At 66.4% G+C, this 18,022-nt stretch carries 15 protein-coding genes; 3 read left to right on the top strand and 12 right to left on the bottom strand.

Features of this window, described 5'->3' with window-relative positions; genetic code table 11:
- Positions 1-34: 34 nt before the first annotated feature.
- Positions 35-1,225: a glycosyltransferase family 4 protein gene (locus C8J39_RS13910; RefSeq protein ID WP_120301022.1), complete on the bottom strand. Its 1,191-nt coding sequence runs from the start codon at positions 1,223-1,225 to the stop codon at positions 35-37.
- A 230-nt stretch (positions 1,226-1,455) separates the two neighbouring features.
- Here C8J39_RS13910 and C8J39_RS13905 point away from each other — a divergent pair, with 230 nt between their 5' ends.
- Complete coding sequence (locus tag C8J39_RS13905) at positions 1,456-4,347, top strand: DUF2339 domain-containing protein (RefSeq protein ID WP_243650111.1); 2,892 nt, start codon at positions 1,456-1,458, stop codon at positions 4,345-4,347.
- On the top strand, positions 4,344-5,693 hold the full coding sequence (locus C8J39_RS13900) for a DUF3999 family protein (protein WP_120301020.1): 1,350 nt from the start codon (positions 4,344-4,346) through the stop codon (positions 5,691-5,693). The genes C8J39_RS13905 and C8J39_RS13900 overlap by 4 nt, the downstream gene beginning before the upstream one ends.
- Before the next feature lie 70 nt (positions 5,694-5,763).
- On the opposite strand, the gene C8J39_RS13895 is transcribed toward C8J39_RS13900, so the two are convergent.
- Positions 5,764-6,606 carry an alpha/beta fold hydrolase gene (locus tag C8J39_RS13895; protein ID WP_120301019.1) on the bottom strand — a complete coding sequence of 281 codons (843 nt, stop codon included), beginning with the start codon at positions 6,604-6,606 and terminating at the stop codon, positions 5,764-5,766.
- Between the two features lie 308 nt (positions 6,607-6,914).
- Here C8J39_RS13895 and C8J39_RS13890 point away from each other — a divergent pair, with 308 nt between their 5' ends.
- Positions 6,915-7,517, top strand: a complete 603-nt coding sequence (locus C8J39_RS13890) for a TMEM175 family protein (protein ID WP_243650109.1) — start codon at positions 6,915-6,917, stop codon at positions 7,515-7,517.
- Positions 7,518-7,550: 33 nt separating this feature from the next.
- On the opposite strand, the gene C8J39_RS13885 is transcribed toward C8J39_RS13890, so the two are convergent.
- The 10 genes from C8J39_RS13885 to C8J39_RS13850 form a co-directional block, all read right to left on the bottom strand.
- Positions 7,551-9,122 carry a phospholipase D-like domain-containing protein gene (locus C8J39_RS13885; protein WP_120301018.1) on the bottom strand — a complete coding sequence of 524 codons (1,572 nt, stop codon included), beginning with the start codon at positions 9,120-9,122 and terminating at the stop codon, positions 7,551-7,553.
- Between the two features lie 124 nt (positions 9,123-9,246).
- Positions 9,247-9,390 (bottom strand): hypothetical protein, encoded by a 144-nt coding sequence (locus tag C8J39_RS18830; protein WP_156348916.1) that lies wholly within the window; start codon positions 9,388-9,390, stop codon positions 9,247-9,249.
- 171 nt (positions 9,391-9,561) lie between these two features.
- Positions 9,562-10,455, bottom strand: a complete 894-nt coding sequence (locus C8J39_RS13880; RefSeq protein WP_120301017.1) for a hypothetical protein — start codon at positions 10,453-10,455, stop codon at positions 9,562-9,564.
- Positions 10,456-10,493: 38 nt separating this feature from the next.
- Complete coding sequence (locus C8J39_RS13875) at positions 10,494-10,745, bottom strand: hypothetical protein (RefSeq protein ID WP_120301016.1); 252 nt, start codon at positions 10,743-10,745, stop codon at positions 10,494-10,496.
- Positions 10,742-12,274 carry a PAS domain S-box protein gene (locus C8J39_RS13870; RefSeq protein ID WP_120301015.1) on the bottom strand — a complete coding sequence of 511 codons (1,533 nt, stop codon included), beginning with the start codon at positions 12,272-12,274 and terminating at the stop codon, positions 10,742-10,744. Before C8J39_RS13870 ends, C8J39_RS13875 begins: the two co-directional genes overlap by 4 nt.
- A gap of 4 nt (positions 12,275-12,278) precedes the next feature.
- On the bottom strand, positions 12,279-12,644 hold the full coding sequence (locus tag C8J39_RS13865; protein ID WP_120301014.1) for a CsbD family protein: 366 nt from the start codon (positions 12,642-12,644) through the stop codon (positions 12,279-12,281).
- A gap of 42 nt (positions 12,645-12,686) precedes the next feature.
- A complete protein-coding gene (locus tag C8J39_RS13860) occupies positions 12,687-13,016 on the bottom strand; it encodes a hypothetical protein (RefSeq protein WP_120301013.1) in 330 nt (109 codons plus the stop codon).
- A gap of 122 nt (positions 13,017-13,138) precedes the next feature.
- Positions 13,139-13,312 carry a hypothetical protein gene (locus C8J39_RS18825; protein WP_165895244.1) on the bottom strand — a complete coding sequence of 58 codons (174 nt, stop codon included), beginning with the start codon at positions 13,310-13,312 and terminating at the stop codon, positions 13,139-13,141.
- Positions 13,313-13,498: 186 nt separating this feature from the next.
- A complete protein-coding gene (locus C8J39_RS13855; RefSeq protein WP_120301012.1) occupies positions 13,499-15,424 on the bottom strand; it encodes a CocE/NonD family hydrolase in 1,926 nt (641 codons plus the stop codon).
- Positions 15,425-15,498: 74 nt separating this feature from the next.
- On the bottom strand, positions 15,499-17,844 hold the full coding sequence (locus C8J39_RS13850) for a GH92 family glycosyl hydrolase (RefSeq protein WP_120301215.1): 2,346 nt from the start codon (positions 17,842-17,844) through the stop codon (positions 15,499-15,501).
- Positions 17,845-18,022 lie beyond the last annotated feature (178 nt).

Genomic DNA, 18,022 nt, shown 5'->3' with positions numbered 1-18,022 from the left:
CATCCGCGTTGTTGATCGAACCTAAGCCCACGCCTCAGACCTGACTATGCAAATGTAATTGCTTTGCATCATGTATTTGCTGGATAATCGCACCCAAACGCACAACGCTATGCTGCCAAGTCCAACGCTCCAATACGGCGTCGCGGGGCCGGAATTCGGCGTAGGTTTCACGCATTGTAAGGATCGCATCGGCAAACCCGGTCGTCGAAGCGGTCATGCCGGTCTCAGGCAGAATAAACTGCAATCCGCAGCGTAATTCTGCGTTGGCGAGTACGGGCAGGCCGGCGAGCATGTATTCGGTGAGGATTGCCGGCGCGCCGTCCTCGATGCCGCAGACGACACCGAACCTGGCGCGGTTCATCAGGCGGTTGACCTCGTCGACAGGCACGCCCGGTGGTCCGACGAACTCGATCGAGAGGTTCTGGTCGCGTGCGCGTTGGCGGAGCGCGTCGGCGTCCTCGCCGTATCCGAACACGCAGAGCGTGCGGACGTCGCGCGGGAGTTGCGCGAGTGCTTCGAACAATATGTCGTGGCGCTTATACGGTTGCGCGGCGGCGACGTAGATCAGGTCGACATCCTTGGGCGTGCCGAGCGGGCGGAACTGGTCGATCGCGGCGAATTCGGGACCGACCGGCAGGATCGCGGTGTGCATGCCGGGGTGGCGCGCCTCGACTTCGTCCGACTGCCACTGCGCGCCGGTGATGACGAGATCGAAATGTTCGCTGACTTCAGGTGGCACGCGCAACGAGGGCGCGTCGATCGAATTGTAGAGGATGATGCTGTTCGCGCAGAGCGCGAGGATCTCGGGCGCGACGCCTAGCCCGAGCACGACGAGGATGTGCGGTGCGCCGAAGGTCCGCACGAAATCGATCATCTCGGTGGAGGCGAACGGTGCGTGGTCGTGGTCGAGGCGGAAGGCGCGGCGGGCGAGCACCGGGCTGTCGCGGTGGAATGGCGGGTCGCCTTCGCCGCGCCAGTGATGCCAGATCTCGGCCTGCTCGACGATTCCGGCCGCGACGAGCGCAAGCGGCAGGCGTTCCAGATATCCGCCCGTGACGGGTTCGCGGTGATCGGCGGCACCCGTCCAGGGTCGGCTAGCGGGATCGAGCGCGCGCCATGCCGATCCGTCGCGAGGGGCCGATGCGGTGGAGGAATCCGCGGGAGGCCAGCCGTCGACCCAGTCGCTGATGACGACGACCGATCGCCGTTCGCTCAACGCCACCATGCACGCATCCCCTGCATCGGTATCTCCCCTGGTCTTGCACCCTTTCGTTGCAGGGCAGGCACTTAACGGGCGAAATCGAGAAACGGGATCATGCAGCTTAAATTTAGTCGGCGCGCGTATTCGCAATCACGCTCGACCGGCGGCGGGGCTTGCGCCATGTTAGTGCAAAGACGTCCATGAGTAGGTGGGACGATGACTAGGCGAGGGCAGCGCGGACGATGCTAATCTGGATGGCGATAGTCGGCGCTTTGCTCGGCTGGGTGCTCGGAAGCTTTTCAGAAACCGCTTTATTCTTGGGCGGGGCGGTTGGCTTGTGCATCGGCTGGGCGTTGCGGCGGGCGATGCGGACCGAGATCGTGCGCGAGACGGCGGTACTGAGCGCCGAGGTCGCCTTGTTGCGGGCCCACGTCAACGAACTGATGGACGCGCCGCGTTATCGCACGGACGGTGTCGCCGATGCGCCCGAGGTCCGCACCACGCCGCGATCGATCGAGCCGTTGGTCGCCGAGCCGCCGACCGCGACGGTCGCGCCGGAGGTCGTATCGCAACGTGAAGCACTGACCGATTTCGATACCGCGGCGGGAAGCCGCTGGGGTTCGCCGCCTTCGGGCGACCGCGCTGCGTCTGTACCTGCGCCCGCCGAACCAAGCGAGCCGGGCTGGTTGGCGAGCGGCGTTGCGGCTGCGCGCGGCTGGCTGTTCGGCGGCAACACGATCGTCCGGCTCGGGCTCGTGATCCTGTTCGTCGGACTGTCGTTCCTCGCCAGCTATGCCGCGGCGGCGGGGCTGTTCCCGATTGAGTTCCGTCTCGCGGTGGTCGGCCTGTTCGGCATCGCGCTGCTCGGCATCGGCTTTCGGACGCGGACCAAGCGACCGGATTTCGCGCTGGCGTTGCAGGGCGGTGGCGTCGCGATCATCTATCTGACGCTGTTCGGGGCGGCGCGCTTCTACGATCTCGTACCGCTGTCCGCGGCGTTCGTGCTGATGATCGCGGTCTGCGCGCTCGGCTGTGCACTGGCGCTGTTGCAGCGTTCGCAGGCCCTGGCGGTGACGGCGTTCGCGGGCGGGTTCGCGGTGCCGTTGCTGCTGGGCGGGGAGGGCGGCAATGCGCTCGGCCTGTTCGGGTACGGCACGATCCTGAACCTCGCGATCCTGTTCATCGCACGGGCACGGACCTGGCGCGTGCTGAACCTGGTTGGGTTCTTCGCGACCTTCGGGATTGCGAGCCTGTGGGGCGCGACCGCGTATCGGCCCGAGCATTTCCTGGTCGCGCAGATATTCCTGATCGTCTCGGTGCTGATCTATGTCGTGACGGCCGTCCTTTATACGCGGGCGACGCCGGGCAAGTTCGGCAACGCGGTCGATACGACGTTGTTGTTCGGGCCGGCGCTGGCCGGGTTCGGGCTCGAGGTCGCGTTGATCGGCGATCGGCCGTTCGGCAGCGCGTTTGCGGCATTGGGCTTTGCGGCGCTGTATCTGGGTGTCTCGCTGGTGGCACGGCGCCGCCAGCAAGAGGGGCTGCGCGTGATGAATGAGGCGATGCTGGCGATCGGCATCGGCTTCGTCACGATGGCGATCCCGCTTGCGCTGGGCGCGCGCTGGACCTCGGCGGCGTGGGCGCTGGAAGGCGCGGGCGCGTTCTGGGTCGGGATGCGGCAGGCGCGCTGGATGCCGCGGCTGTTCGGGCTGGCGCTGCAGGTCGTCGCGACCTTGCTGTATCTCGGCACGCTCGACGACAACATCGCGGCGCTGCCGTTCGCCAATCCGGCGTTCGTCGGTGCGATCCTGATGGCGCTCGGGTGGTTCGCGACGGCGTGGTTCGCACGGGAGACGATCGCGCCCGGCGAGACGCGGCTTGCGAAGGCCTATGCGCGGGGCGAGGCGGTGATCGCGACGCCGGCGTTCCTCACCGGGTTTGCGGCGTGGTGGATCGGCTGGCTGATGGAGGCGACGCGGCTTTATCCGGCGGTCGAGCGATCGCTGTCGCCGGTGCCGGTGTTCTCGACGAACGTGCAGATCTTGTTGGCGATGCTGGCGTATCTGGTCAGCGCAGCGGCGTTCCAGACGATCGCGCGACGTCGCGACTGGCCGGTCGCGGCGTGGCCGGCGCGCGTGAGCGTGGGCGCGTTGTGGATCGGCTTCGTGGGGCAGGCCGATCGGGGCGGCACCGTGCTGTCGTCGCCGGGCTGTTTCCTGTGGATCGTCGCACTCGCGGTGCATGGGTGGATGCTGTTCCGCAGCGACCGTGACGACGTCGAGGCACCCGGCACGCGGGCGGTGGCGTCGGCTAGCCATGTCGCCGGCGTCTGGCTGGCGGTGGTCCTGCTCGCCGACATGCTGTGGTTCGGGATCGATCGCGCGGCACTGTGGTCGACGGCGTGGAACGAGGTGACGTTCCTGGCCGGCGCGGTGGCGGTGCTTGCAGGCCTTATGCTGTGGGCGGGACCGGCTTTGCGCGGCGAGCGGGCAGGGCGGCGGTGGCCGCTCGATCGCCATGCGCTGGACTATGCGTGGACGGCGGCGGTGCCGATCGCGCTGGGCATCTTCGGTGGCGCAGTCGCGATCGCGCTGTTTTCGTCGGGCGATACCGCGCCGTTGCCGTTCGTGCCGGTGCTCAATCCGGTCGACGTGATGGTCGCGCTGGCGGCGGGCGTGCTGTTGCTGTGGCGGCGGGCGGTGCTGGCCGCGGATGCGGTGCCGGCGGGCGCGGCGCTGTTGGCGAGCAAGCGCATCTGGCTGCCGATCGCCGCGCTTGGTTTCGTCGCGGCGAACGGCGCGTGGTTGCGGACGGCGCACCATCTCGCGGGCGTCGCATGGGAGGCGGATACGCTGCTCGGCAATGCGCTGGTGGAGACCGGGATCGCGATCCTGTGGACGGTGATCGCGCTGACGCTGATGGTCGCCGCGCATCGGCGTGCGACGCGCAGCCTGTGGCTGGCGGGGGCAAGCCTGTTGGGGGCGACCGTCGTCAAGCTGTTGGTGGTCGATCTGTACGCGACCGGCGGCGGTGCGCGGATCATCGCCTTCATTGCGGTCGGGATGCTGATGCTGCTGGTTGGGTATCTGGCGCCGCTGCCCCCTAAGGTAGCGTCGGACGATACGAAACGCGGGGCGGTGGCATGAGCGGGGTTCGGTGGCGGTTGGGTGCGCTGGTTGGTGCCGCGCTGTTGTCCGCTGCGGCGCCGGCGGGATCGGATGGCGAGCCGGACGGCTATGCGCTTCGCTTGCCGCTGTCGGTGGAGGCGGGTGCGAAAGTCCAGCGACTGGCGTTGCCGGCCGCGGTACTGGCAGGATTGCAGACTCGCGACGGGCATGATTTGCGCGTGTTCGATGCGAAGGGGCGGGCGATGCCGATCGCCCGTGCAGGCGCGTCCGCGGTGGTCGGCCATGTGTCGCTCGATCCGATGCCGATCCTGGGGGCGCCCGATGCGCTGAAGGTGTCGGGCGTGTCGTTGAGGCTCGATGGGCGCGGTGCGGCACAGGTTGCCGAAGTGCGCGGCGAGCCGGTCGCGGCTGGCGGCGCGCCCGTGCTGCTCGGCGTGCTGCTCGATGCGCGGCGTGTGTCGGGCGCGGTCGAGCGGGTTGCCGTTGCCGCGGACTTGCCGGTGGGCCAGCCGGTGAACTTGACGGTCGAGGCCAGTGCGGACCTGCGCGAGTGGCGGCGGTTGGGCGAGGCGACGGTCTATCGGCGCGGGGGCGAGACGGTGCGGTCGTCGATCGTCGCGTTGGACGGTGCTGCCGTGGCGCGGGAGTATCTGCGGATCACGTGGAGCGCGGGGTCTCGGTTGCTGGCGCCGGTTGCGATCCGTGGCGCCGTGCTCGACGTGCGGCCCGACGGTGCGGCGACGTCGGAAACGGTCGAGGCTCAGGCGCCCGCGTTGACGTCCGGAAATGCGCGCGCCGTCGATTTCGCGGTGCCGTTCGCGACACCGATGGCGAGCTTGCGGGTGATACCGGTCGAGGGCGATGGCGTCGTTCCGGTTCGGATATTGGGGCGGGACGACCGCGAGCAGCCCTGGACCTTGCTGGGGCAAGGCGTCGCGCGCAGCGATGGCGGGCGCGACATCACGCTGTCCGGCGACACGCCGCGTGCGATCCGGATCGAGGCCGATGCTCGCAGCGCGGGGTTCACCGTCGCGCCGCGCTTGCGGATCGGCTTTGCGGACCGCGGCGTGATCTTCCTCGCCAGCGGCACTGCGCCGTTCACGCTGGCGGCCGGGCGCGTTGTGGCGAAGGACGTGTTCCTGTCACCCGCCGATCTTGCCGATGGGCAGGGCAGGCCGGGCGAAGCGCGGCTGGTGTCGGTGCCGGCCGCGACGGTGACGCTGTCGGCGCTCGGCGATGCGGGGGCGCCGACGCGGAATATCGTGCTGTGGGCGGTGCTGCTTGCGGCGACGGCAGTGCTGGCCGGGGTGGCGTGGATGCTGTGGCGGCAACAGGCGACGCAAGCGCCGCGCGATCCCAGCTGACGGTCAGCTTCTAAGGTATCGGCCCGCCGCGAAATCGCAGAGCACGCGGCGGGCCGGTCGTGGCGGGTGTTCAGCTTTTCACGAACGCCAGCAGATCGGGGTTGAGGACCTCGGCGTGCGTCGTCAGCATGCCGTGCGGAAAGCCCTTGTAGATCTTCAGCGTGGCGTTCTTGAGCAGTTTCGCCTGTACGAGCGAGGCGTCTTCATAGGGGACGATCTGGTCGTCATCGCCTTGCAGCACCAGCATCGGCACGGTGATCGCCTCCAGATCCGCGGTCTGGTCGGTCTCCGAAAACGCCTTGATGCCGTCGTAATGTGCGAGCGCGCTGCCCATCATGCCCTGGCGCCACCAATTCCGGACGACGCCGTCCGAGACGACGGCGTTCGGACGGTTGAAGCCGTAGAACGGCCCCGATGCGACATCGAGGAAGAACTGCGCGCGGTTTTCGGCGAGCGCCTTGCGGAACCCGTCGAACACCGCGATCGGCGTGCCGCCGGGATTGGCGTCGGTCTTGAGCATCAGCGGCGGGACCGCGCTGACGAGGACGGCCTTGGCGACGCGCCCCTGGGGCTGGCCGAACTGCGCGACATAGCGCGCGACTTCGCCGCCGCCGGTCGAGTGGCCGATATGCACTGCGTTGGTCAGGTCGAGATGCTCGGCCACGGCGGAAGCGTCGGCGGCATAATGATCCATGTCGTTGCCGGTTTCGGCCTGTGACGAGCGGCCATGCCCGCGGCGATCATGCGCGACGACGCGGTAGCCCTCGGCGAGGAAGAACAGCATCTGCGTGTCCCAGTCGTCCGACGACAAGGGCCAGCCGTGGTGGAACACGATTGGCTGCGCGTCCTTGGGTCCCCAATCCTTGTAGAAGATGTCGACGCCGTCTTCGGTCTTGATGAAGCCGCTGCTCATTTCGGTAACTCCGTCTTGTCATGGAAGTGCAAGGAAGCGTGCGATTCAGGGTCAAGCCTCTCCGAACACAGGTTTTCCTGATCTGCCGGGCGTTTATCACGTCTACAAATGGCAAACAGAAACTGCGTCGCCGGATGAATGACACGCCGCGACGCGATGTAAAAGCCCGGATTGGACTGGGATAGATCGGTCGATCGTATATAGGTCATAGTATCGCAACGGCCGAGACCGAGCCGGTTTATTGCAAGATACTGAGTTCATATTTCTTATTTTGGCCAAGCTCACGGTGAGAGCTGGCGGGGGCGACCATGAGCGGACAACGACTGGGGCCGGGGAGAGTCGAGGCCTTCACCGACGGCGTGGTCGCGATCATCATCACGATCATGGTGCTGGAACTGAAGGTGCCGGAAACGGGCGACCTGCACGCGTTGATCGGCAGCGCGCCGGTGCTGCTGGCGTATGTGTTGAGCTTCGTGAACGTCGGGCTGTTCTGGAACAATCACCACCACATGTTTTCCGCGGTCGAGCGCGTCGACGGGCGTGTGATGTGGGCGAACCTGTTCCTGCTGTTCTGGCTGAGCCTGGTACCGTTCGTGATCCGCTGGCTCGACGAGAGCGCGTTCGCGGCGGGGGCGACGGCAGCTTACGGCATCGTCCTGGGGCTCGCGGCGATCGGCTATTCGCTGACCGAACGCGCGATCATCGCCTGCAACGGCAAGGAGTCTGCGGTCGCGCGCGCGATCGGTTCCGACTGGAAGGGGTGGGGCAGCATCGCGCTGTATTTCACCGGCGTGCCGCTCGCGTTCGTCAGCCGCTGGTTCGCGATCGCGCTGTACGTGGCGGTGGTAGCGCTGTGGCTCATCCCCGACCGGCGGATCGTGCGCGCGTTCGAGGATGAGCTTCGAGGTTGATCCTTCCCCCCAAGCGGAGGGAGGATTTGCGCGTCATTTCTTGGTGCGGAGTCCCCACAGCATCGTGCCGACCAGCGCAATGCCGGCCGCGGTGCCGCCCACTGCGACCGCGGCCATGACCGGCGAGATGCTGCCGTCGGCGCGGTGGAGGTGCGGGCGCAGGTTCTTGAGCAGCGGCTTGCGGCCCGACAGTCCCTCGAACATCTCGCCCGGACCCTCGGGATCGAGGATCTTGTTGTCGGCCAGCCACTCGCGGACGGAGTCGAGTTCGGGGACCTCGTACGGGCGGAGCGAGCGGCCGTCGCCGCGCAACCGTTCGATCGTCTCGATCAGCGAGCCCGTTTCCGCGATCGATGTCTCAATCGTAGCGACGTCGGTGTCGAGATGCTCGGCGAGCAGGCCGTTGCGGATGCTGGCGATCGTGTCGCGCTCACCGGCGTTGCGATCGCGCGCGGCGTCGATGACGACGTCGCATTCGCTGTCGAGCCGCAACGAGCGGTTGTTGAAGTTGGACGAGCCGACGCGGAGCACCTCGTCGTCGACCACCGTCACCTTGGCGTGGACGTAGATCGGCTGCCCACCCGCGGTGAAGGGGTGGTAGAGGCGTAGGCGCTTGTGCGGGTCCTGTTCGTGCAAGGCCTCGACCAGCCGGGCGCGCGCGGAGTCCATCGCGATCGGTTCGAGCCAGCCCTCCGCGGTGGTCGGGTGGACGATGACGAATTCGGGACCGTCGGGTTCACGCAGCCGCTTGCCGATCGCCTCGGCCACTTTGCGGGAGGCAAAATACTGGCTCTCGGCGTAGAAGAAGCGTTTCGTCCGCGCGATCAGATCGACGTACAGCGCCTCGATGTCGTGGCGGGGCTCCTGTTCGGCCATTTCTGGGATCGTGAGCGCGATGCCGACTTCGACGTCGGTAAAGTCGGCCTTCACATGATCGGGCCAGCAGTCGGCGCCGCCAGTCACCGGTTCCAGCGCGCCGCCGCCGGACACTTCCCAGCGGCCACGGCACATGTCGCCGAGTGCGCGCGCGACGGGGCCTTGCAGGATCGTGGTCGCGTCGTGCCACGGACCGTAGGGCGAGCCGTCGGGCTCGATCCGGCGCGGTTCGTCGTCGGCGTGCGCGCGCGTGTCCCAGCGATCGACGGTCATGTCGATCCCACCGCAGAACGCGACGTCGTCGTCGATCACGACCACTTTCTGGTGATGCGAACCGGCGGGGGGATGATGGCCGTCGAGCCGCAGATGGACCTGCGGGTCCCGTATCCACTTGGCGATCCGCAACAGCGTCTGGCCGTGGAACAGCGTCTTGATCGCGCCGGTATCCCAGCGGAGGATATGGATGTTGAGCCCCGGCGTGCGGCGCGCGAGCCAGGTGACGAACTCGCCGACGCGCTCGGGGCCGCCATCATCGTCGTCACCACTACCGAAGCGGATGCGCGCGTCGAAATCCCAGCCGACGAGCAGGATCTGCTTCCTGGCCTTCATCATCACCGCGCGGGCGGCTTTGAAATAATCGTCGGCGTCGACGATGACGGTGGCCTGCTTGGCAGGTTCGATCCGCCAGCAGTTGCGACCGGGCTCTAGCAGTGTTCCGTGAGAATTCATGGTGCTGCCATCGCAGGCTTGGCGCGATCAGCCAACCCACAGAGGCGAGTTTTGGTCTTCGGTGGACCGACGGACGGCAGCATTCATTATAAAATGTTCGTGGCGCGCACGTACCATCGGTACTTTATTCGGACAGCTCGTTCTCAGCTGCGTCGAGCGCCTGCGCCAGCAAGGCCGCCACGAGATGGTCGTCCTGGGCGTCAGCAAGTTGCAACGCGCGGACGATGGCAATGCGAAGCGAACGGCGATCCTGTTGCGACGTGGTCATCTCGGTACCCTTGGATTTCTATCAGGTCCTCGCCGCGGCTCCTTACCCGGTCGGCAGCGACGATGTAACCTGTTTGACGAACGAACGGCCGCGCGGTTGCGCGGCCGTTCGCCGAATGGGATGCCGTCCAGTTACGCGGACGGCGCCCGTTACACGAACCGATCGGCCGTATCAGACGGCGTCGGTGTAGACGCGGCGGCGGGCGGCGGTGGTCGCACCGAAGCCTGCTGCGGCGGCGCCGATGAGCAGCGCGATCACGATCATGAACGACGTGCCTGCGGCTGCACCGGCGGCGGTGTCGGTGGCCGACTTGGCGGTCTCTACGGTCTTGTTCTTGGTCTGGACGAACTGTGCCTTGGCGCGCGTCACCTGGGCCTGAGCCTCCGGACGGCTGATCTTGCGCTGGGCAGCGACGATGTCGACGATGCGGCTTTCAGCCTGCGCGCCGTCCTGGCCACCCTTTGCGAGTGCCGGCAGCTCCTTGGCGATTTCCTTCTGCGCCTGCTCCGGCGTCATCTGCGCGGGATCCGACGGTGCGTCCGACAGATACTGAGCAGCTTCGGCGCGAACGTCGGTGACGTCGACATTGGCGACGTCGGCAACCTTCGGGGCTGCTGCGCCGATGCCGGTGCCGGCTGCCGATGCGACCGAACCGACGGTGCGGAATGCGCCGCCGATGATGCCGCCGACGGCCGAGGTGAGCAGGTACATGGTGAGGATCAGGGTGACGCCCCAGACGACCAGGCCGTGGATCAGGCCGTCGAAGCGGTCATGTACGCCAGCGCTGCGTGCTGCGGCGTAACCGCCTGCGCCCAGCGCGATGACCGTCGTGATGATCCAGTAGATCCCTGCGCCGATGCCGAAGCCGGTCGCGCCGGGAGTCGTGCCCTCGACCGGATCGACCAGGCTGAGGCCGATGCCGGTGCCGAGGATGCCGAGCACCAGCTGGATCGCGATCGCGATGACGACGCCGGCGAAGATTGCGCCCCACGAGATGCGGGTCGGGGTCTTCACGCGACGATAATCATCCGCCGGCAGGACGCCGGGGTTCACATGGTTAGCCATAATTCACTCCTGTTATTCACGATATTCGAGGAACGGCGTCAGTCTTTGCCGTGCCTATCGATGGGTGTGTCGATCTGTTTGTCAGCCTTCGCGGTTCTGGCTTTCGAGCCTTTGCCAGCCTTCGAGGCTTCGTCGGCCTTGGCTTGGCGTGCGCCGGCTTCGCTTTCCTGCGAGCCGCGCTGCTCGATCGCGGCATTGCCGATGATCTTGCCGATCGCCTCCTGGATAGAGCCCTTCGCCTGGCGGGTGCGGGCGTCGTCCTGGTCCGGCTTGTCCTTGTCGCGCGTCATGCGGCGATCTCCTTCGAGGGCGCCTTGAGGTGGAGCGCGTGCGGGATGGAATCGCCGTCAAAGCCACGCGCGCGCGCCCAGGCGGCGGCGGCGTTGCGACGGTTGACGCCGATCTTCGAATAGATCCGCGCGACATGGTTGCGCACGGTGTTGCTGGAAACGTCGAGCGTGCGCGCGATCGACTTGTCGTCGAGCCCGCGACAGATCAGCGCCAACACCTCGCGCTCGCGCTGCGTCAGTTCGTCGAGCCCGACGCCGACCGGCTCGGCGTTCGGCGTGCGGATCCGCGCAAGCTTTTCCATGATCGACCGGCTGAGCCAGCTCGTGTCCTTCATCACCGCCTCGATCGCGTTGACCAGTTCGCGCTCGGACGCTTTGCGCGTGCTGATGTCGCGCATTGCCCACAACACGCAGGCTTCGTCGTCGAGCTGGATCGGCTCGGTCGAGACGATGCAGTCGATGATGTCGCCGTCCTTGCCGCGGATGCGGACTTCGCGGTCGCGGATCGGGAGGCCGGCGTCGATATCGGCCTCGATCGCATGGCGCAGCGCGGGCGTTTCCCACAGGTCGACGTCGCCGAGCGGGCGACCGATGATCTCCGCCGAGGAATAACCGGTGAGGCTGGTGAAGGCCTCGTTGACGTCGCACAGCCGGTGACCGTCGCGCGCGCCGATCGCGAGCGCGACGGGGGCGAGCGAGAAGGTCCGCATGAAGCGCTCTTCGCTATGGCGCAGCTGCGTCTCGGCTTTCCGGCGCGGTTCGAGGTCTGCGAAGGTGAACAGCATGCAGGGCTGATCGCCCATGTCGATCGGCTGGCCGGCGACGATCACGAGCTTGGTCGAGCCGTCGGGAAGGCTGAGCTCCGCCTCCATCTGCGGGATGGTGCGGCCCTTTGCGAGGCGTTCCTTGCCGAGATCACGCTTTTCGCCGCGTTCGAGGACGTCGATATCGTAGACCGTGCGCGACAGGACGGCCTCGCGGTCGTGGCCGGTCATGTCGATGAAACCCTGGTTGACCTTCACGAAGCGAAGATCGCACAGGCGACAGATGACCGCAGGCGCCGGGTTCGCGTTGAACGACTGTTCGAAGCGATCCTCGGCCTCGAACTGTGCAGAGACGTCCTGGATGATCATGACGAGGCATTCGGGTTCGTCGTCGTCGTTGGTTAGGACGAGGCTGCGCACCTGATGCACCCAGCGGGGTTCGTCCTCGCCAGCGACCGCGACCTCGACCACCACTTCCGAGAACGCCTCGCCCGAGACGACGCGTTCGATCGGGTAATCGGCGTCGTTGAGCTTGTGGTTGTTGCGGTAGCGCAGCTGGAAACGCTGGCGGTAATCGTCGACCGTGGTGCCGAGATCCTCGACCGAGTCGACCCCGTGCATCCCGAGTGCGGCCGTATTGGCCCACAGGATGTCCTGATCGGGATCGACGAGGATGACGCCTTCGTCCAGCCCCGCGATGATCTGGCGCAGGTGGCGCAGATCGGGGGAGTCACGAAGCGACTTGAGAGGCGGCGCCACGGTCATGCGATCAGTCGCGATTGCCGTGGACGAGCCAGGCAAGGCCGTAGCCGACCGCAGCGGCGCCGAGTGCCCAAAGGACGGGGGCATCCTTGGCCGATGCCTGTGCGGTCGAGGCGGCGCGACGAGCGGCGTCGGCGGCACGATCGCCGGCTTCGCGCGCTTCGCTGCCGATCTTGTCGGCGAGTTCGGGGGCACCGTCGACGGCGTCCTCGATCGCCGACTTGGCGCGGCCGTAGAGGTTCTGTGCGCCGCCGGCGACCTGGTCGACGACGCCGTCGACCTGCCAGTCGCGGCTGTTTACGGTGTCGCCAACAGCCTTCTCGACCTTGCCGCCGACATAGCGGGCGCCGCCCTGGAATTCGTCCTTGTTCATATCAGATCCTTACGTTTTGGAATTGGGTGGAGAGGGGCCGCGTTACGGCAGCACGCCGCAGCCCGCGGCGGCCTTGCCAACTTCGAGCGCGATCTTCGGATCGCGGAGCTCGGAGGCGACGCGGATGAGATCGGACGGGGTGAGCACGCCGGGCGTGGTGTCGCCCTGGCGGTACGCCGCGGCGGCCTTGCCCAGACGCTGCAACTGGCCGAGCGAGAGGTTCGCCTGAAGCCGACCGCCGACGCAATCGGAGCGCGATTGATCGAGCCCGTAGCGCTGGAGCCCGGTCGAGATGCGCGTCGCGGGCGCGGCGCAACCGGCAATGGACGCCATCAGGGCCAGGGCCCCGGTGGCGGACGTCATGCGCTTCATGTGAGCAGCTCCAGTATCTTGCCGCACGCGGGGTATCGCGACGGGACTGGACGCATAAACCTACCGGTAACCTCTTGGTTCCTGGTAGTTTTGTGTAAGAATACTAGCTGTAATGTACCATATCAGGACGTCACGCGCGCCGCATAGAGCCGAGCGAACCGCAGGTGCAGCGACCGCGTGCTCGAATCCTCGGCGACCTCGGCGCGGCCTTCATGCCACTCGGCTCGACGCTGAAAATAGGTCGAATCGTCGTCGTCGACGGCGGGAAAGTGGCTGTCGTCTTGAACCTTCGTCATCGCATTGCCCTTGGTAACCTGCGCCTTCAGTACGAAATTGCAGGCGGCCGCGCGTGATCGGAAACGACTAGGCGATGCGGTAGTATGATCAGTCTGGCGTCAGGGGGTAATGACGCTGCGGGGACGCCGCCGCGGCCGAGTTGGCCGGGCGACGACGTCGTCTTTATGTCGGCTTGGTTCGATCGATTACTTGGCCATTGCCGCGGACTGATCGAGCGGGACGACCGGCAACCAGACCGCGCTCGCCGATGCGCCGCCGCGGACGATCGTCACCGTTGCCGGCTTATAGTCCGCTTTCTTTGCGAGGAAGATGTTGGGGACGAACGTCTGCGGGTTGCGATCGTAGAGCGGGAACAGGCTCGACTGGACCTGGATCATGATCTTGTGGCCCGGCTGGAACACGTGGTTCACGGTCGGCAGGCGGAACTTGTATTCCTGCACCTTGCCCGCGGGAATCGCGGTCGGCTTGGCGAAGCTCTGGCGATAGCGGCCGCGGAAGATGTCGAGGCTGATCGGCAGTTCGTAGCCGCCCATCTTGGGATCGGTCGCGTTCTCGGCCGGGTAGACGTCGATCACCTTGACGACGAAATCGCCGTCGGTGCCGGTCGTCTTCGCAAAGATGTCGGCGATCGGCGCGCCAGACACGCGCACCGGCGTGGTCAGCGCCTCAGTGGTGTAGGTCATCACGTCGGGCCGGCCGTCGACGCCGCGCTGATCGCTGACCAGCCAGTCGCCCCAGCGGCCGTCGCCGAAGTTCACCGGGCGGGGTAGGTGCGGGACGGGCTTCGACGGATCGGAGACATAGCTGTCACCGCCGGTCGTCGCCTTGCTGAAGCCGAGCGCGCCGCCCTCCTGCAGGTAAATCGGCTTGAGCGGCGAGGTGCATCCGGTCTCGCACGCGAGCGGCCACGTCGCGAACTTGTCCCAGTGATTCTCGCCGGTGTTGTAGATCGCCGCGGCGGGCAGCGCGGTGGGTGGGCCGTCCTTCAGATACTGATTGAAATAGGGGAGCAGCATATCCTCGCGGAATTGCTGCGCGGTGTCGCCATTCCACTGGAACGGCCCGAGGCTGCGGCCCTCGCGGTTGATCTGGCTGTGCCGCCACGGACCCATCACGAGGTGGTTGTTGCCGAGCTTGCCCTTGGCCTTCAACGCCTCCCAAGCGGTGATCGCGCCGTACATGTCCTCCTGGTCCCACAGCCCCTGTTCCCAGATCGTCGGCACGTTCGACGGGTTGGCGGCGAGCAGCTTGTCGAGCGCCTGGCCTTGCCAGAAGCCGTCATAGGCGGGGTGCGACACCATCCGCTGCCAATAGGGCAATTGATCGTAGCCGGACTTCTTCGCCCAGTCGCCGGCCGAGCCGACCTCGCGGAAATTGTCGTAATCGTCATAGCCGCCGGTCGGCGGTGCCTTGCCCGCGCCCTTGTAGCCGGTCTGGCTGCCGAGCCATGCGATGTTGGCGAGGCGGAAGGCGCCATAGTGGAACCAGTCGTCGCCCATCCAGCCGTCGATCATCGGGCTCTCGGGCGCGGCGACCTTCAGCGCGGGGTGTGGAGCGAGCAGCGCCATCGCGACCGTGAAGCCCTCGTAGGACGAGCCGATCATGCCGACGCGGCCGTTCGATTCCGGCAGGTTCGCCTTGTTCACCAGCCAGTCGATCGTGTCGTACGCGTCGGTGACGTGATCGACGTTGGTCGGGTTGAGCGGACCGATCACCGGACGGGTGACGACATACTCGCCCTCCGAGCCGTACTTACCACGAATGTCCTGATAGACGCGGATATAGCCCGCCTTGACGAACATCTCGTCGGCGAGCGGCAGCGTGGCGAGGATGCTCGCGCTATCGGAACGGTTCGCCCGCCCTTTGGCGTTGTACGGCGTGCGGGTCAGGACGATCGGCGCGTTCGCGACGCCCTTGGGATAGACGATGACGGTGTACAGCTTGGTCCCGTCGCGCATCGGGATCATCACCTCGCGCTTCACGTAATCCTGCGCGGCGGTCGGCGGCACGAACTTGGCGGGGATGTCGCCGCCGACCGGCGCGGTCTTGTCCTGCGCGATTGCGGTGGTGGCGAGGGCGATCGAGGCGAGCAGGACGAACTTTGCGGTCATTTGCGACGGACTCCGGAAGCGTTGGGGCGAAGCTAGGCGCAACCGGGGCGCGGGGGCAATCGGTCTGACAGTCTTTAGTGGCGCGGCATGGTCGGTGGCGCGGTCGAGGACGAGAACGGGCGGGCCTTCGCGCCCTTGCCCCAGAGCTTGTTCGGTTTTGCGGCCATCACGAAGCGGAGTTCGCCACCCTGGCGGATCTCGTCGTCGCGCAGATAGCTGCGAGTGAGGGGCGTGCCGTTGAGCGTGACGGAGCGGATATAGGGGTTGGCGTCCGACAGATTGTCCGTCCGGATCGCGAACTGCTTGCCGCCGGGCAGCGCGAGCGTCGCCTGCGAGAGGAACGGGCGGCCGATGACATATTCGTTCGATCCCGGCGCGACCGGGTAGAAACCGAGCGCGGTGAAGACGAGCCATGCGGACATCTGGCCGAGATCGTCGTTGCCGCTCAGCCCCTCCGGCTTGGCGCCATACTGGCTCCGCACGATCTGGCCGAGCCGCTCCTGCGTCCGCCACGGTGCACCGGCGTAATTATAGAGATAGGCGACGTGGTGGCTCGGTTCGTTACCGTGAATGTACTGGCCGATCAGCCCGGCGATATCCTCCGCGTGGCTGTAATCGACCTTCGAATTGTCGAAGTCGAACATCGCGTCGAGCTTCTTGACGGTCTTCGCGTCGCCGCCGAGTAGCCGGAACAGCCCCGCCTGATCCTGCGGGACGAACCAGCTATATTGCCACGCATTGCCCTCGGTATAATCGGAGCCGTAGTTGATCGCGGTCGGATCGAAGGGGGTGCGGAACGTTCCGTTCGCGAGCCTTGCGCGCAGCCAGCCGGACTTCGCGTCGAAGCTGTTGCGCCAATTGCCCGCGCGCTTCTCGAACCGCTCGGCGATGGCGGTCTTGCCCATCCGCCGCGCCATTCGCGCAATCGTCCAGTCATCATAGGCGTATTCGACGGTCTTCGATGCGGCCTCCGGCTCCTTGTCGATCGGGACGTAGCCGCGCTGGATATACTCGCCGAGCCCGCCGTAGGACGCGTGGTCGGCGCTCGCGACCATCGCCTGCAATGCGGCGTCCGCATCGAAGCCGCCGATGCCTTTAAGATACGCGTCGGCGATAACGGGGACCGCGTGATAACCAATCATCGTCCACGTCTCGCGCCCGGCGAACTGCCAGACCGGGAGGATGCCGTCGGGGCTGTGCTGCTGGCTGGCGATCAGCGAGCGGACGATGTCGGAATTGGTCTTTTCCGGCTGGATCAGCGTCAGCAGCGGGTGTTCGGCGCGGAACGTGTCCCAGAGGGAAAAGGTCGAGCGGACGGTGAAGCCGGTGGCCAGGTGCACCTGATCGTCGGGGCCGCGGTAGCGCCCGTCGCTGTCGCTCCACACGCTCGGGGCGAGCAAGCTGTGGTAAAGCGCGGTCGCGAAGATGCGGCGCATCGGTGCGGGCGCCTCGAACTTGACCGCGCCGAGTGCGGTATCCCAATCGCCTCCAGTCTTGGCGCGGACGGCGTCGAAGCCGCCGGGCTCGCTGTCGAGATTGGCGAGCGCGCCGGCTTCGTCGACGCCGGAGATCCCGACCTTCACCTCCAGTGGTGCGTCGAGCGGACCGAAATCGAGCCGCGCTTCCAGTGCCTGACCGAGCTTCTCCGCCAGCGCATCGCTGCCGCGGCCTGGGCCCTGGAACCCCTTGTAGGGGATATCCTTCTCGCGGTTGACCAGCGCGTGGCCGACCAGCGGCGCCGAGAACCGCATCGCGAAGTAGAGCTTGCGCCCGGGCGCCCAGCCGCGCGTCTCGCGGAAACCGGTGAGCACGCCGTCGTCCCGCAAATGCAGTCCCGACCACAGGATCTTGCCGGGATAATTATACAGCGACGACCGAAGATCGACGACGAGGTGCGCGGCCTTGCCCTTGGGAAAGCTGTAGCGATGCACGCCGATCCGGGTGCCGGCGGTCATTTCCGCGCGTACGCCGGGCCCGTCGAGCGTAACGGCATAATAGCCAGGCTTGGCGACTTCGCTGGCGTGGGAAAAGCGCGAGCGATAGCCGGGTGCGGCGGGCGTGCCGGGGTCCATCGACACGGCGTCGCCCGATACCGGCATGACGAGGATGTCGCCGAGATCGGAATGTCCCGCGCCCGAGAAATGCGTGTGGCTGAACCCCTCGATCGTCGGATCGTCGTAGCGATAGCCGGCAGCATGGCCGTAGCAGGTACGGATCACGCAGGAGGTATCGGTATCCGGCGACAACTGCACCATGCCGAACGGAGCGACTGCGCCTGGGAAGGTGTGGCCCTCGCCGCCGGTGCCGATGAACGGATCGACCGCATCGCTCGGTTTGGCGGCATCCTGCGCGAAGGCGGGGCCGGCGAGGATCGTGGTGAACAGCGTGCCCACGAGGCACGATCGCGTGAAGATGGACATCGAGGTCACCCGTTCGGAGGGAAATAGGCGGGGGAGCTTGCCGGGTGCCAGGTGAACCATGTCGCGCACATCCCCTCTATTCGTTCGGTCGCCAGACTGGCTTCATCGCCAGCTCTTGCGCAACCGCAGAAGTGGATTAGAACATCAAATTGGATAATTCAAACGAACAGTTTGGAAA

The organism is Sphingomonas sp. PP-CC-1A-547, assembly GCF_003610375.1.
GTDB lineage: Bacteria > Pseudomonadota > Alphaproteobacteria > Sphingomonadales > Sphingomonadaceae > Sphingomonas.
Note: the sequence above shows the minus strand (reverse complement) of the source record. Positions and strands in the feature narration are given on the sequence as shown.